This is a genomic window from Alkalihalobacillus phoenicis (assembly GCF_047302405.1).
Taxonomy (GTDB): Bacteria; Bacillota; Bacilli; order Bacillales; family Bacillaceae_D; genus Alkalihalobacillus.
Map to the genome: position 1 here is coordinate 247,668 of NZ_CP154853.1, position 14,753 is coordinate 262,420.

Consider the following 14,753-nt stretch of genomic DNA (forward strand, 5'->3'; position numbering starts at 1 on the left):
CAAGATAAAGGATTGGGGATGTAGAAAATGAATGCCGTTTTAATTGCTGTAATCGTTATGCTCGTCTTAAGTTTATTACGTGTCCATGTTGTTTTGGCACTTTTAATAGGTTCTATTGTTGGAGGGATAACAGCCGGTTTAAGTTTACAAGAGACGATGCAAGTTTTCTCTGAAGGACTAGGTGGAGGAGCATCGATTGCGTTAAGTTATGCGATTTTAGGTGCTTTTGCGGTTGCGATTTCACAAACGAGTTTACCAGATGCGTTGGTTAACTGGGTAATTAAATTAGTTGGAAGAAAGTCTGATTCAACGAGAAAAAATTTATCAAAAGCTCTGATTTTTTTCTTTTTATTAATGATTGCTTGTTTCTCACAAAATATCATTCCGATTCATATTGCATTTATCCCGATTTTAATACCACCAATTATTAAAATTCTTAACCAATTAAAAATAGACCGTCGAGCGATCGCTGCGATTTTAACATTCGGTTTAATAGCTCCATATATTTTATTACCCTATGGTTTTGGGTACGTGTTCCAAGGAATTATTGTAGAGAATATAGTGCAAAATGGTCTGGACGTTACGATGTCACAAGTGACCCCAGCGATGATAATTCCGGTTGCGGGGATGTTTTTAGGGCTGCTTGTCGCAGTATTTATAAGCTATCGAAAGCCACGTATTTATGAACAAAGGGATATTGTAAGAGATACCCCCTCGCCAGAAGAAGAAAAAAGTGCAGCAAGTGCCAACTGGTCGATAATTGCCGCTCTTATTGCGATCGTGGTAACACTTGTCGTCCAAACAAAATCTGAATCTATGATTATAGCTGGTTTAGCTGGAATTATCGTTTTATATGTAACACGAGCGTTAAAATGGAACGGCTCAGACAAAGTCTTAACGGATGGTATGAAAATGATGGCTTTTATCAGCTTTGTTATGATTAGTGCCGCTGGTTTTTCTGAAGTGATTCGTGCAACTGGTCATGTGGAGCTTTTAGTGGAACAAGTTTTGAATATTGTGGGAGAAAGCCAAGGAGTGACGGCTCTACTCATGTTAGTTGTCGGTTTAATTTTAACGTTAGGGATTGGCTCTGCCTTTTCGACCGTTCCGATTTTAGCGACGATTTTTGTACCGCTAGGAATGGCTGTTGGTTTTAGCCCAATGGCAATCATTACGTTAATTGGAACTGCAGGAGCACTTGGAGATGCTGGAGCCCCTGCTTCAGATAGTACGCTAGGACCTACCGCTGGATTAAATGCGGATGGTCAACACAATCATATTTGGGATACATGTGTCCCGACATTCCTCCACTATAATATTCCATTAATTATATTTGGCTGGATTGCCGCGATGATGTTCTAATAATGAGAATAAAAGATGAGGAGCTGTCCCAACGTAAGGGTTCAGCTTCTTTATATTTAATGAAGTCGAAATGATCGGGGAGGTCGTGAAAAAAGAGCAAAGAAAAGCCGCCCCAACCATATTTGGTGGAAACGGCGTTTATGCAGCTACAAATAGCCTAAGTATAAAATGAAGAAAATTAAGCGGTCATTTTATTTTTTAATGGTTTTTGGCCTAACTTTACAGAGTGATAAATTCGTTGGGCGATTAGAGCGGCAAAGAATGTTAAGATAATGTCTTTAATCGCTGGTGCGAGCATCCATAACCAAGCGACAGAATAACTAATAGCATCAATATCAGCAATAAACTGGTAGGCAAAATACATATAATTTGTACCAATAACATAAGTAATAATGAGTCCAATAAAACAAGCGATTATAAATGTACTAAGAGTTTTGTTTTTACTTTTTTCAATCCATTTACCTGTACAATAAGCAACGAGTAAAAACGATAAAAGGAAACCGAAAGTTGGGCGTAAAAGGATGGCTAATCCACCGTGAAACTGGGCAAAGACAGGAAAGCCGACAAGTCCGACGATTAGATAGACGAGAATGGCATATGTCCCACGTTTACTTCCTAATAAAGCGCCAGCTAAAATCGCAAAAAAAGTTTGCAATGTAATCGGAACTCCGCCAATGACGATCATGGCCGTTAAATTGGCTCCAATAGCCATTAAGGCTGCAAACATTGGAATTAATACTAGGTCAATGGTTTTAAAAGAAGAAGCTTTTGTCATCTTGAATGTTCACCCTTTGTATTTAATTGTTAACAAAAGAATAAAAGATTTTATTTTTAATGTCAACTTAATAATTATAGAAGTTTACAATGGGGGTAGAACCAATTCTCTAATTATACTTGTACCTTTAATCAAAAAACGAACCCAAAATATGGGCCCGTCACTTTGTATAAACCTATTATTTTACTGCTTCTTTTAATTGTTTTCCTGCTTTAAATGCTGGAGTTTTTGTTGCGGCAATATCAATTTCTTCACCAGTTTGTGGGTTACGGCCTTTTCTGGCTGCACGTTCACGGACTTCGAAGTTACCAAATCCAATCAATTGAACAGTGTCTCCTTTTGACATTGATTCAGTAATAAGTTCAAAAACAGTATTGACTGCTAAGCTAGCATCCTTTTTTGATAATTGAGTACGTTCCGCTAAAGCTTGAGTTAATTCGGTTTTATTCATTTTGTCATCTCCTCAAAATAAGACTAATTCATAATTCATACTGGTACCATCATGTCCATTTTGCAGAGGAATATACATTATTTATTCATTTCTTTTAAAATCTGATATCGGCATCGTTGTCGTTTTCTCTCTACTTTCATAAAGAGCGGCATTAATTTCACCACCGATGACTAAAATAATCCCCGTTAAGAAGAACCAAAGCATTAAAATAATGACGCCCCCAAGGCTTCCATATGTCGCTGAATAGTTTGCAAAATGGCTTAAATAAAACGAAAAACCAAACGAAATCGCTTGCCATCCTAAGGTTGCAAAAAGGGCACCCCATATAACGTTTCGAATTTTCACTTTAATATTAGGAGCAATCCAATAAAAAATAATTAACATTAAGACCATTAAAATAATCGCAATGACATATCGAAGAATGTTCAAAAGAACGGTTGTTTGCTCAGGTAAGAAAAAGATTTGCTCAAGTAAATTGATAATCGTCGCTCCAAACACTGGGAGCAATAACGTAATAATAATCATAAATAAAATACCAAAGGTCATAAGCATGGACAATAATCGTTGGCGGAGGAAATTCCGTGTTTCTTCGATGTTATAAGAGCGGTTAATAGCTCTAACAAAGGCATTAATGCCATTAGAGGCTGACCATAAAGTAACAATGACGCCAATCGATAATAAGCCTCCTCGTGGTTCACCAATCGTATCAAGAACAATAGTTGTAATGATTTCTGCTAAGGCATGAGGAATAAAATCATTAATAATGGCTTCAATTTGAGTAATATCTAAATTAAAATACGGAATAAGGGCAATTAAAAAGATTAATAATGGAAAAATGGAGAGCATAAAATAATACGCTAAAGTTGCGGCCCAGTCTAAAATCGGGTCTTTTTTGAGATGATGAATTAAGTAACGCCAAAATTGTCTGTCCATATTCTACTCCTTCTCTAAGAGTCCACTATTCAAAGAACGATACAAATTTATCATTCCCGAAAACAAGCTAAGACTAAACGAAAGTCCTAAAAATATGTTAACATATGACTTAGTAAATAGAATAATTATAATTGGAGGAATTATGCAAGATCATTATAGGGCACATGAGCCAAAATTTTTATGGATACTGTTATTTATCGTCACCTTACCTTATGCCAATTTATTAGAGTCTAACTTTCAATATATCGCTTTTGCTTTACTTTTTGTTTATGCAGCTGCGATGATGATTCAATATGAACTTTTTTTTGAAGAAGAAGAGATTAGAATGGAATTCAAATTACTGAAGTATCGTCTGTTTGAAAAGAAAGCCCATGCCAAAGAGATTGACCTGATTCAGTTTATCGATTTAGGGCGACGCAATGTGATCTTTGTTAAGAAAAAAGATGGCAAGCAGATGAGATTGCACCGTTTTAAACCTGAGAACTTTGTAGGTCGCACACGGATGTTTGCAGAAGCAAATGAGTTAAAAAAGGAAGAAATATCGACAAAGAAATAGCATGGAAATGTATGGGGATTTGAACGTTGCTTCAGCAGCTACACTAGGCTTGCCAATTGAAGAGTTTTCTATATATACTAGACAGAAGATAAAAAATTCTGAATATATAGGGAGTGGAAGCATGCCAACAGTTGAAAGTTTTGAATTGGATCATACCATTGTAAAAGCACCATTTGTTCGTCCTTGTGGAACGATAAAAATTGGGACAGATGGTGAAGTTAATAAGTTTGATATTCGTTTTTTTCAACCGAATAAACAAGCAATGAAACCAGATGTTATTCATACGATGGAGCATTTACTCGCATTAAATATCCGGAGATTTGCCGAAGAGTATGCTCATTTTGATGTGATTGATTTATCACCAATGGGCTGTCAAACGGGGTTTTATTTAATTATGAGTGGGACGCCATCAGTGGAAGAGATTATTGATGTGCTCGAGAAAACGATGAATTATTCCCTTGATATTGAAGAAGTGCCAGCTGCGACAGAAAAACAATGTGGTCAAGCTAAACTTCATGATTTAGAAGGAGCCAAAAAGTTAATGAATTATTGGCTCGGGCACGATAAAGATTCACTGAAGCAAATATTTGCTTAAACTATAAAACCTAGCAAGAATGGAGACATTCGTGTTAGGTTTTTTACGTTTAATCGAATTAAAAGTGTTTTAATGGAAATGAAAAATCAGTGGAGGGACGAACATCTGCTTTATTTACTTGTCGCATTGTCTTGATAGCTAAGTCATTTTCTTTTTTGTGGGCAGAGGCAATACAATCAGAAGGAATATATAACTTGTAGTGATACATATAAGCATCATTTGCTGTAAATTGGACACACATATTTCCGGCAACTCCCGTCAAAATAAGGGTATCGACACCAAGATGTTCTAACAAAATATTTAATGGAGTACCAAAAAAACCAGAGAATTGCGGCTTAAGGACAAAATAATCATCTTCATCCGGTTGGAGCAGTTCGGCTAAAGCTTTTCCTCGAGAATCACCATCGATACAATGTCGAACTAAATGTCTAAAATCAGATTGCCACTGACCATAGTTGTCATTTATATAAATAATAGGAAATCCTTCTGCCTTTACTTTTTCTTTCATTTTTTTGATTGCGTGAGCAGCAGGGAGAGCATACTTTAATAATTGATCCCCATCTTCAAATTCTAAATCATTAATCATATCTATTATTAATAATGCTAGCTTATGGTCTTTATTTGTTGTGTTTGTAACGATAATGAATCACACTCCTAGTAGTCGGATTTTTGCTTAAGCGACAATACTTTTTTCAGATAGGTATACAAATTATATCCATTAAATCTTAATATAAAACATGAGAAAAAGTCGAGGGAAGATTCAAAAAAGAAGATTAATTCAATGCGTTGATTATGGTATGATAGAAAAAATAAAGGAATCCATATCGTTTGTTATGGAAGGAGATTAGAGAAAAATGAAAGAGAAAGAATTGGAAGTACTTCGAATTGTGGAAGAAAATGCACGTGTAGACTTTAATGCTTTAGCGAAGATGGTTGACCTAAAAGAAGATGAAGTGAAGAGTATCTTAAAAAAATTAGAACAAAATAAAGTGATTTTAAATTACTCTGCTGTGATTGATTGGAGCAAGGTGGATATTTCTGAACCAGTTACAGCAATGATAGATGTGAAAGTCGCTCCAAAACGAGGCGTCGGTTTTGATGAAGTGGCCGAGCGAATTTATCGATTTCCAGAAGTGAAAGCTCTTTATTTAATGTCAGGAGCTTATGATTTACAAGTTGTCATTGAAGGAAAAACAATGCATGAAATCGCTCGTTTTGTTTCAGAAAAACTATCATCGATTGATTCTGTTTTATCAACAACAACTCACTTTCAATTAAAAAAATATAAACATGATGGAGTTGTGTTTGAAGAAGGGGAAGAAGATAGAAGAATTGTGGTGACCCCATGACACAGACACATATCAAAAAACGTTTATCATCTCGTGTAGAAAGCATTCAGCCGTCAGGGATTCGTCGTTTTTTTGATTTGGCTTCCAAAATGGATAACCTGATTTCCTTAGGTGTGGGTGAACCCGATTTTGTCACGCCATGGAATGTCCGAGAAGCGAGTATTTCTTCAATGGAACGGGGATTCACAGCATACTCAGCAAATGCCGGGATTATGGAATTAAGGGAAGCCATTGCTGGGTATATGTTCAATCGTTTTGATGTTGATTACGATCCAGAATCAGAAGTTCTCGTAACCGTTGGTGCTAGTGAAGCCATCGACATTGGCTGCCGTGCGATTTTAGATGAGGGCGACGAAGTAATTGTGGTCGAGCCGAGCTTTGTATCTTATGCTCCGCTCATTTCAATGGCTGGTGGTGTTCCTGTCCCAGTTGGAACAAAAATTGATGATGATTTTAAAGTATCCGCTGAGCAAATCAAGCAGGTCCTCACAAATAAAACGAAAGCACTGATGATTTGTTTTCCAAATAACCCAACTGGTGCGGTGATGGGTAAAGAGGATTTACAAGAAATTGCGGATCTTGTTATTGAACATGATCTACTTGTCTTTTCCGATGAAATTTATGCCGAGCTTAGTTATGACGAAGAACATGTTAGCTTTGCCGCATTAGAAGACATGAAAGAGCGTACGATTTTAATTTCAGGCTTTTCAAAAGCTTTTGCGATGACTGGTTGGCGACTCGGATTTGTTATGGCTCCGCCCGATTTATTAGCAGCGATGCTGAAAATTCATCAATACAGCTTAATGTGTGCCCCAACAATGGCTCAGTATGGAGCATTAGAAGCTTTAAAGAGTGGCATGGATGATGTGGAACGGATGAAACAATCTTACAAACAACGTCGGAATTTTTTCGTGAAGTCCTGTGCGGAAATTGGTTTAACTTGCCACACACCGGGGGGAGCTTTTTATGCCTTCCCATCGATTAAATCAACGGGCCTAACGTCTGAACAGTTTGCCGAAAAGCTGCTATATGAAGAGCGAGTGGCCGTTGTTCCTGGTAATGTATTCGGTGCTGGTGGAGAAGGGCATATCCGTTGTTCTTATGCGACATCGATGGACAATTTAGAAGAGTCAATCAAACGAATTGGCCGATTTATTCAAAGTGTAGGAAATTAATCGTTGATACGAACTGTCACAAAGGTTAAATAACTTTTGTGACAGTTTTTTGCTGTGCAGGTGGGGAGGATTGCTGATGTTGGCTGTGGATAGGTAATGAAAAAGTGGAGTTGGTCGAATTGCGGGCTGCTATCCGTAATCCACAAAAAAAGAAGCTTCCCAAAATAACTGGAAAGCTTCTTAAAATAGGGGGAATACGTTTCTTAATATTAAGTATGAACAGTTTTCAGAAAATTAATCAAAATAATCGAAAAAAAGTTATATTTGTTTTCATCATGGAAAAAAGGTAAGCTTTGGGGTAGATATATACTAACGAGAGTAAAAGGATGTGACCTTATGTATTTAGAAAAAATTCGTCAGGAAAATCCACTCATTCACAGTATGACAAATGTTGTGGTTACGAATTTTACAGCGAATGGGTTGCTCGCACTCGGTGCCTCACCTGTGATGGCATATGCCAAAGAAGAAGTTGCGGATATGGCGAAGATAGCTGGAGCCCTACTTTTAAATATCGGAACATTATCAGATGAACAAGTCGAGGCGATGATTATAGCTGGTAAATCAGCTAACGAAGCGGGAGTCCCAGTTGTATTAGACCCTGTTGGAGCAGGTGCAACGGCTTTAAGAACAGAGTCAGCTAAGCGAATATTAGAAGAAGTGAACGTCACTGTCCTACGTGGGAATGCTGGTGAGATTTCTTCGTTAGTTGGTATTGAAGGGCAAGTCAAAGGGGTCGATGGTGCTGTAGAAGGGGAGTATACTGAAATAGCAAGTGAAGCGGCTCGGTTATTTAAGTGCTTCACGGTTGTGACGGGTCAAGTAGACATCGTCAGTGATGGACATGAAAATTATTCGGTTGCCAATGGTCATCCTTGGTTAACGAAAGTCGTAGGTACAGGTTGCCTATTAGGTGCGGTTTTAGCCTCCTTTTTAGCGGTTGCAAAGGGGGAAGAAGTCAATGCTTTACAAGCAGGGTTAGCTTATTATGGAATTGCTGCGGAAAAAGCATTTGAACAGACGAAAGAGCAGGGAATTGGTTCTTTTCAAATAGAATTTTTGAATCAGCTCCAAAGTGTAACCGATCAAGATGTTGATCAATTAAAAAAGTGAATGATATAGAGGGAATGAATAAAAATGAAACAGTTATTTAATGAAGCACCATTACCAGAAAGTGTGATCGAGGCATTGACTAAATTAGGAGTCAATGAGCCAACAGATATTCAAGCGAAAATGATTCCTGAGGCGTTATCGGGACAAGATATTGTGGCACGTTCTCAAACGGGAACAGGGAAGACGTTAGCATTCCTTTTACCTTTACTTTCTAAAATTAGTAAAGATAAAAAAGGATTACAAGCATTGATTGTTGCACCAACTCAGGAATTGGCTATGCAAATCGTTGAAGTCACGAGAATTTTGACTCCTGGGACAGGTTTAAAGGTTGGGGCTTTTATTGGAGGAGCGAATATTAATCGCCAACTAGATAAACTAAAAAAAGAGAAGCCTCAAATTGCAATTGGGACACCAGGTAGACTTCTTGAGTTAATTGAAAGAAAAAAATTAAAAGTGCATGAAGTTGAAATCGTGGCGATTGATGAAGCCGATTGAATGATTGCGGAACAATCAGCTTGGGAAGATTTCACAAAGATTGCTCAAAGAGTCGGTCGTGACAGCCAATATCTTTTTGTTTCGGCTACGATTCCGGAACAATTTAGTCATATGGTCTCAGATTTTGCGCCATTTATTGTGCAACTGGAAGCAGACGGTGACCTATTAGTTGAAGGAATTCACCATTATGTTGTCAAAATCGATGAAAGAGACCGAGTCGATACGACACGTAAACTCATTCATGCTGAGAAAATTCAAAAAGGAATCGTTTTTGTGAATCAACTTGAACGACTGAATGAAACAACAGAAAAGCTTGACTATCGTGGTATTAAGGTTGCAGCTTTATCTTCTGAGCAATCGAAACACGAAAGAGAGCGAGCGTTAAAGCAATTTAAAGAGGGCGAAATTCACATTCTAGTGGCGACAGATGTTGCTTCTAGAGGATTAGACGTAGACGATGTTACTCATATTATTCAATTAGACCCAGCTGCTGATCCAGATAGTTACTTACACCGTGCGGGTCGAACGGGGAGAATGGGTAAAGAAGGAAAAGTGCTCACATTAATGAGCCATAAAGACGAATATAAAATTGCCAAATACATGCGTGAATTAGGGATAGAAATAAAGGAAGTAAAGTTAGGAAAAGGGAAATTAGAGATTGTCGAATAGCAGATGAATAATTGAGCCGTTTCTTGAGGAAGATGGAACCTTCCGATAGAAGCGGTTTTTGTGAGAGGAGCCAAACTTTAAAAGTAGGTAACTCAACTTTCGCAGAGTAGGATTGACTTTTAACCGTTGATAGAGATTGACTTTAGGGCGATACCATACTCCAATTGACTTTACATGAACGGTTCAATCGTTGACAGTCTGAACACATCTCTTCGTAGGCTCTTGAAGGAATCTGTTCACTAAAATTAGGCCCTCCGGCGGTCGCTCCCAAACAGACACTCCGCGTCCTTGCCGAGAACCTCATGAGCCTCCTCAGCGTTTCACGCTTGCGGGGTCTCATTGGACGGTTTATTCCTGCGGGAGTCTCCGTGTCTGTTTGTCCGCTAGATCATGGAATTGAATCTAGGTTCGGTTTTCTCCTTGAATAAAAAAACAGTCATGACTTCAAAGGACATTATTAGCTTGAGAATGATTTTTCTCCTTCCATGACTAATTCCGTTCCAGTTGTAAACAAATCAGTGTGGATGCTCTGTACGTTAGCTAGATGATCGAGCTGGTTTCGATTTGAATCCTGTCTTTTCATGACGGCAGACTTAGGAAAAAAATAGTTGGCAACTCCCTATTTAGTTCCATAACTAACAAAGTGAAGAAGAAGGTTCTTCTGCGTTAGAAATAGCTGATTGAGAATGGCCATATCATCAAGCATCTCCCCTACACTTAGCGGACAAAACCATACGGAGACTCCCGCAGGAATAAACCGTGGAGCGAGACCCCACAGGTGTACCGAGGAGGCTCGCCAGGTTCTCGGCAAGGACGCGGAGTATGGTTTTGGTAGCGACCGCCGGAGGGCATATTTTTTTACTGCACAGTTTATCCGTTTGGTGTGATAGTGCGTTCTCGCTTTTTAAACGTGTCAAGGGCATTTGTTTAAGAGCTTCCCTTTCGCTCTGCCAACTAGTTGAACGGATTTTCTCGATGCGAAAGTTGAGTAGGTAACTAAAGTATACGCCATCTGAGGGAGATTTTTTGGTATCTGTGGGCAAATAGTTGAGAGCTAGCCATTTTATAAAACGAATGCCTAAATTTCACCTAACTTTTATTGGTAATAACTTCTTTTTTGAAGAGTAAATCGGCAAAAAACGAGCTCTATCGCATGTTTGAAAGCTTTTTAAGATGTATAAGCTTTATTTTGCTTAAAAGGCAATCCTATGTTAATATTAAAAGGTTAAAAATTATTTAGGAGTTGTATGTAGATGTCAAATTATGAAGTAGGTAGTATCATCGAGGGGAAAGTAACGGGAATTAAACCATTTGGTGCTTTCGTTGCAATTGATGAACAAAAACAAGGTTTAGTGCATATTTCTGAAGTAGCACATGGTTTTGTTAAAGATATTAACGATGTCTTAACAGTAGGAGATGAAGTTAAAGTAAAAATCATGTCAATTGATGAAGGGACTGGAAAGGTTTCTCTTTCAATTCGTGCGACTCAAGAAGCACCTGAGCGTCCAGCTCGTAAGCCACGTCCAGCTAACAATGCTGGTGGGGGAGGAGCTCGTAAACCTCAAGCTCAACAACAAAAAACGCAACAAGGTTTCAACACTCTTGAAGATAAATTAAAAGAGTGGTTAAAGCAATCAAATGAAATCCAAGCTGATTTAAATAAACGTGCAAAAAAATAAATTGTTCGTTAATGAAAAACACTTAAGTGAGAAGCTCATTTAGGTGTTTTTCTTTTTTATAAAAAATAGATGTTTTAATGGTTTTGCCCACTTAAACCTATTTGGTTATTTAGAACGGACCTAGTTTCGCGTTACTCTCCGCTAGCATCACAACCTTACGCGTTCCATGGTTGAATTGGTTAGCATCATGGTGACTTTCCCACAAGCTAAAAGGGCGTCTTTCAACGCCCTTTGCTGCCAAGTTATTCGGTTTTTGGAGCACGTTCCAGCTCTTCGGATGGTTTGAAAAGAAGGGAAATACAATATAATCCGGCTAAACCGACTATAGCGTAAATAATACGTGAAAACATAGCTGCTTGTCCGCCAAAAAGTGCTGCAACGAGATCAAAACGGAAAAAACCGATAAGTCCCCAGTTTATAGCACCGATGATGGCTAAAGTTAAAGCAGTTCGTTGAAATCCACCCATTTAATTCACCTCCATTCTCATGGGTTCAGCATAGCTATTATGAGATTATGCTTCATCATTAGAATGAGGATGGTGCGAGCATAATATACAGGAACATATCCCCTATTATCGTTTAAACCTTTTCCTTTGAGCTTTTTGTATTTGATCATGTAAAATGAGGTTGTGGATATTACGTTAAATATGTAAGAAAAAGCTTTACGCTTCAATATATTTAATTGATAATGGATAAAGTAAAGGACAAGAAGGAGTGACGTTCATTGGACCAATTTGTATTTCATAATCCAACAAAGCTTATTTTTGGTAAAGGACAAACATCGGAACTTGCCAATGAAATGAATGTTCATGGCGATAAAGTTTTACTCGTTTACGGTGGGGGAAGTATTAAACGAAATGGTTTATACGACCAAGTAATTTCTCAATTAGCTGAGGCCAAAAAGCAAGTATTTGAACTTGCTGGTGTTGAACCAAACCCGAGATTAACGACCGTTCAAAAAGGAATCGACATATGTAAAAAAGAAAAAATCGATTTTATACTGGCGGTTGGTGGAGGAAGTGTCATTGATGCGACAAAGGCGATTTCGGCTGGAGCAAAATATGATGGTGACATTTGGGAAGTGATTATGAAAGAAAAAGAAGCTGAAGATGCTCTTCCTTTTGGAACGATTTTAACATTAGCTGCAACAGGCTCTGAAATGAATTCAGGCTCGGTTATTACAAATTGGGAGACTGAGCAAAAAGTGGGGTGGGGAAGTCCATTTGTTTTCCCAACTTTTTCGATATTAGACCCAGTTAACACCGTCTCTGTCCCAGAAGATCAAACGGTTTATGGTATTGTCGATATGATGAGCCATGTGTTAGAAGCTTATTTCCATCATACACCAAATACACCACTACAAGACCGTATTTGTGAATCGATTCTTTTAACGGTGATAGAAGCAGCACCAAAACTACGTGAAAATTTAGAGGATTTAGACCTTCGTGAAACAATCTTATATTGTGGAACGATGGCGTTAAATGGAATTACCCAAATGGGTGCCCGTGGAGATTGGGGATCTCATAATATTGAACATGCGATTTCGGCTGTCTATGACATCCCGCATGCAGGTGGTTTAGCAATTATATTCCCTCATTGGTTAAAAAATAGCATAGATGAAAGATTAGAACGTCATGTTCAGTTAGCTACTCGTGTATTTGGAGTTAATCCTGAAGGAAAAACCGATAAAGAAGTTGCATTTGAAGGAATTGAAAAGTTATCAGCTTTTTGGACAAGCTTAGGTGCCCCGAATCGATTAGCGGATTATGATATAGATGCATCCAATATTGAAAAAATGGCATCCATTGCAGGAGAAAGAGGAGCGTTCGGTAACTTTAAGTCACTAGAAACAAAAGACGTAGAAAAGTTACTCACGTCCGCTCTTTAAAAAAGAAGGGAACCCTTCCTCCTGTTTAAGGAAGTATTATGCGTGTAATACGTCAATGTTGTTGCCTTTATTAGGCACAGCAGCGACGAGTTTTCTATAAATAAAAAAATGTATGGTTAAATGAGGAGGCCTTTTAATGGAGAAAATTCACTTTGATTACTCAAAAGCTTTATCTTTTTTTGGTCAGCACGAAATCGATTATTTACAAAATGCTGTAACAGCCGCACATGACGCTCTACATAATGGAACGGGAGCTGGAAGTGACTATGTTGGTTGGATCGACCTCCCAACAAACTACGATCGAGAAGAATTTGCTCGTATTCAAAAAGCAGCAGACAAAATTAAAAGCGATTCTGATGTTCTTATCGTCATTGGAATTGGTGGCTCCTATTTAGGAGCAAGAGCAGCCATTGAAGCATTAACTCACTCTTTTTATAATATTTTGGATAAAGAGACGCGTAAAACTCCACAAGTATTCTTTGTAGGAAACAACATTAGCTCAACTTATGTGAGAGATTTATTAGCGACGATTGAAGGAAAAGACGTTTCTGTTAATGTCATTTCGAAATCAGGAACAACAACAGAGCCTGCGATTGCGTTCCGTGTTTTCCGTGATTATTTAGAAAAGAAATATGGAAAAGAAGAAGCTCGTCAGCGTATTTACGCAACAACTGACCGTGAAAAAGGTGCTTTAAAAACAGTAGCAGACGAAGAGGGCTATGAATCATTTGTCATTCCAGACGATGTTGGTGGACGTTTCTCTGTTTTAACGGCGGTCGGTTTATTACCAATTGCTGTGGCAGGACTTGATATTGAAGCGATGATGAAAGGTGCGGCGGATGCAAGTGTTGATTTCAGTAATCCAAACTTAGCAGAAAATGAATCTTATCAATATGCAGCCGTTCGTAATCTCCTTTATTCTCGTGGGAAATCAATTGAGTTAATGGTGAACTATGAGCCGTCCCTACATTTTGTTTCTGAATGGTGGAAACAGCTTTATGGTGAAAGTGAAGGAAAGGATCAAAAAGGTCTCTTCCCAGCCTCTGTTGACTTCTCAACCGACTTACATTCCATGGGACAATACATTCAAGATGGACGCCGTCACTTATTTGAAACAGTTTTAAATGTAGAAAACGTTCGTGAACATGTGACGATTGAGGAAGCCGCTAATGATTTAGACGGTTTAAATTATTTAGCCGGTGAAACGATGGACTTTGTGAATAAAAAAGCGTTCCAAGGCACCATGCTTGCCCATACAGATGGCGAAGTGCCAAACTTAATTGTCAACATTCCAGAATTAAATGAGTATCACTTTGGATATTTAGTTTATTTCTTTGAAAAAGCGGTTGGAATTAGTGGCTACTTATTAGGGGTCAATCCATTTGACCAACCAGGAGTAGAAGCCTATAAAAAGAACATGTTTGCTTTACTCGGAAAACCAGGTTTTGAAGCCGAAAAAGCCGAGTTAGAAAAGCGATTAAAATAAGATGGTGGAAGAAGAGAAGTCCTATGTGAATGGGGCTTCTTTATTTTGCTGGGAGATTGTTGGGAAGTTGGAAGGAAGCCACTGAAGAAGTCCTGTTAGTTAAAGTTAGTTTGGATGATTTGAATACTCCGCCAGCTGCATACCCTACGCGTTCCGCTTCTCTCGCAGGAGTCCCGGAGATTCCGCTGGCTCCGTATTGGCTCATGTCGGCTGTACTTGTCTGTTTTCAC

At 38.4% G+C, this 14,753-nt stretch carries 16 protein-coding genes; 11 read left to right on the top strand and 5 right to left on the bottom strand.

From position 1 onward, the window contains the following. The first annotated feature begins 27 nt into the window (after positions 1-27). Positions 28-1,362: a Na+/H+ antiporter family protein gene (locus tag AA0017_RS01120; protein ID WP_413378700.1), complete on the top strand. Its 1,335-nt coding sequence runs from the start codon at positions 28-30 to the stop codon at positions 1,360-1,362. A 178-nt stretch (positions 1,363-1,540) separates the two neighbouring features. Here the strand turns inward: AA0017_RS01120 and AA0017_RS01125 are convergent, their stop codons facing one another. The 3 genes from AA0017_RS01125 to AA0017_RS01135 form a co-directional block, all read right to left on the bottom strand. Continuing rightward, entirely contained in the window at positions 1,541-2,137 is a 597-nt protein-coding gene (locus tag AA0017_RS01125) for a biotin transporter BioY (protein ID WP_413378702.1), read from the bottom strand. Between the two features lie 178 nt (positions 2,138-2,315). Beyond that, positions 2,316-2,588 carry an HU family DNA-binding protein gene (locus AA0017_RS01130; protein ID WP_003322720.1) on the bottom strand — a complete coding sequence of 91 codons (273 nt, stop codon included), beginning with the start codon at positions 2,586-2,588 and terminating at the stop codon, positions 2,316-2,318. A gap of 81 nt (positions 2,589-2,669) precedes the next feature. After that, a complete protein-coding gene (locus tag AA0017_RS01135) occupies positions 2,670-3,521 on the bottom strand; it encodes a YihY/virulence factor BrkB family protein (protein WP_413378704.1) in 852 nt (283 codons plus the stop codon). 142 nt (positions 3,522-3,663) lie between these two features. Here AA0017_RS01135 and AA0017_RS01140 point away from each other — a divergent pair, with 142 nt between their 5' ends. Next, the gene (locus AA0017_RS01140) at positions 3,664-4,077 is read left to right on the top strand and encodes a hypothetical protein (protein WP_413378706.1); all 414 of its coding nucleotides are present in this window, start codon (positions 3,664-3,666) and stop codon (positions 4,075-4,077) included. Positions 4,078-4,198: 121 nt separating this feature from the next. Continuing rightward, complete coding sequence (locus AA0017_RS01145; protein WP_413378708.1) at positions 4,199-4,672, top strand: S-ribosylhomocysteine lyase; 474 nt, start codon at positions 4,199-4,201, stop codon at positions 4,670-4,672. A 58-nt stretch (positions 4,673-4,730) separates the two neighbouring features. Here AA0017_RS01145 and AA0017_RS01150 read toward each other — a convergent pair whose 3' ends face one another. Next, positions 4,731-5,258 carry a cysteine hydrolase family protein gene (locus AA0017_RS01150; protein ID WP_413378709.1) on the bottom strand — a complete coding sequence of 176 codons (528 nt, stop codon included), beginning with the start codon at positions 5,256-5,258 and terminating at the stop codon, positions 4,731-4,733. Between the two features lie 268 nt (positions 5,259-5,526). Here AA0017_RS01150 and AA0017_RS01155 point away from each other — a divergent pair, with 268 nt between their 5' ends. From AA0017_RS01155 to yugI, 6 genes are all read left to right on the top strand, one after another. Beyond that, a complete protein-coding gene (locus tag AA0017_RS01155) occupies positions 5,527-6,021 on the top strand; it encodes an Lrp/AsnC family transcriptional regulator (protein WP_413378711.1) in 495 nt (164 codons plus the stop codon). Beyond that, complete coding sequence (locus AA0017_RS01160) at positions 6,018-7,196, top strand: aminotransferase (RefSeq protein WP_413378713.1); 1,179 nt, start codon at positions 6,018-6,020, stop codon at positions 7,194-7,196. Before AA0017_RS01155 ends, AA0017_RS01160 begins: the two co-directional genes overlap by 4 nt. A 336-nt stretch (positions 7,197-7,532) precedes the next feature. Further along, complete coding sequence (gene thiM, locus AA0017_RS01165) at positions 7,533-8,306, top strand: hydroxyethylthiazole kinase (protein ID WP_413378715.1); 774 nt, start codon at positions 7,533-7,535, stop codon at positions 8,304-8,306. 24 nt (positions 8,307-8,330) lie between these two features. Continuing rightward, positions 8,331-8,801, top strand: a complete 471-nt coding sequence (locus AA0017_RS01170) for a DEAD/DEAH box helicase (RefSeq protein ID WP_413378717.1) — start codon at positions 8,331-8,333, stop codon at positions 8,799-8,801. Next, positions 8,802-9,470 (top strand): helicase-related protein, encoded by a 669-nt coding sequence (locus tag AA0017_RS01175; RefSeq protein ID WP_413378719.1) that lies wholly within the window; start codon positions 8,802-8,804, stop codon positions 9,468-9,470. A 1,253-nt stretch (positions 9,471-10,723) separates the two neighbouring features. Continuing rightward, positions 10,724-11,149 carry a S1 domain-containing post-transcriptional regulator GSP13 gene (gene yugI, locus AA0017_RS01180; RefSeq protein WP_413378721.1) on the top strand — a complete coding sequence of 142 codons (426 nt, stop codon included), beginning with the start codon at positions 10,724-10,726 and terminating at the stop codon, positions 11,147-11,149. Between the two features lie 242 nt (positions 11,150-11,391). Here the strand turns inward: yugI and AA0017_RS01185 are convergent, their stop codons facing one another. Further along, positions 11,392-11,616, bottom strand: a complete 225-nt coding sequence (locus tag AA0017_RS01185) for a DUF378 domain-containing protein (protein ID WP_413378723.1) — start codon at positions 11,614-11,616, stop codon at positions 11,392-11,394. Positions 11,617-11,873: 257 nt separating this feature from the next. Between AA0017_RS01185 and AA0017_RS01190 the strand changes: the two genes are divergently transcribed. Together AA0017_RS01190 and AA0017_RS01195 are read left to right on the top strand one after the other, a co-directional pair. Continuing rightward, complete coding sequence (locus AA0017_RS01190) at positions 11,874-13,037, top strand: iron-containing alcohol dehydrogenase (RefSeq protein ID WP_413378725.1); 1,164 nt, start codon at positions 11,874-11,876, stop codon at positions 13,035-13,037. Positions 13,038-13,173: 136 nt separating this feature from the next. Beyond that, positions 13,174-14,523 carry a glucose-6-phosphate isomerase gene (locus AA0017_RS01195; protein WP_413378726.1) on the top strand — a complete coding sequence of 450 codons (1,350 nt, stop codon included), beginning with the start codon at positions 13,174-13,176 and terminating at the stop codon, positions 14,521-14,523. The last annotated feature ends 230 nt before the right edge of the window (positions 14,524-14,753 follow it).

Coding starts and splice junctions, on each gene's coding strand:
- AA0017_RS01170 (WP_413378717.1), top strand. CDS start 8,331: ATGAAACAGTTATTTAATGAAGCACCATTACCAGAAAGTGTGATCGAG.
- AA0017_RS01175 (WP_413378719.1), top strand. CDS start 8,802: ATGATTGCGGAACAATCAGCTTGGGAAGATTTCACAAAGATTGCTCAA.
- AA0017_RS01185 (WP_413378723.1), bottom strand. CDS start 11,616: ATGGGTGGATTTCAACGAACTGCTTTAACTTTAGCCATCATCGGTGCT.
- yugI (WP_413378721.1), top strand. CDS start 10,724: ATGTCAAATTATGAAGTAGGTAGTATCATCGAGGGGAAAGTAACGGGA.
- AA0017_RS01135 (WP_413378704.1), bottom strand. CDS start 3,521: ATGGACAGACAATTTTGGCGTTACTTAATTCATCATCTCAAAAAAGAC.
- AA0017_RS01160 (WP_413378713.1), top strand. CDS start 6,018: ATGACACAGACACATATCAAAAAACGTTTATCATCTCGTGTAGAAAGC.
- AA0017_RS01150 (WP_413378709.1), bottom strand. CDS start 5,258: ATGATTAATGATTTAGAATTTGAAGATGGGGATCAATTATTAAAGTAT.
- AA0017_RS01120 (WP_413378700.1), top strand. CDS start 28: ATGAATGCCGTTTTAATTGCTGTAATCGTTATGCTCGTCTTAAGTTTA.
- AA0017_RS01140 (WP_413378706.1), top strand. CDS start 3,664: ATGCAAGATCATTATAGGGCACATGAGCCAAAATTTTTATGGATACTG.
- AA0017_RS01145 (WP_413378708.1), top strand. CDS start 4,199: ATGCCAACAGTTGAAAGTTTTGAATTGGATCATACCATTGTAAAAGCA.
- AA0017_RS01130 (WP_003322720.1), bottom strand. CDS start 2,588: ATGAATAAAACCGAATTAACTCAAGCTTTAGCGGAACGTACTCAATTA.
- thiM (WP_413378715.1), top strand. CDS start 7,533: ATGTATTTAGAAAAAATTCGTCAGGAAAATCCACTCATTCACAGTATG.
- AA0017_RS01125 (WP_413378702.1), bottom strand. CDS start 2,137: ATGACAAAAGCTTCTTCTTTTAAAACCATTGACCTAGTATTAATTCCA.
- AA0017_RS01195 (WP_413378726.1), top strand. CDS start 13,174: ATGGAGAAAATTCACTTTGATTACTCAAAAGCTTTATCTTTTTTTGGT.
- AA0017_RS01155 (WP_413378711.1), top strand. CDS start 5,527: ATGAAAGAGAAAGAATTGGAAGTACTTCGAATTGTGGAAGAAAATGCA.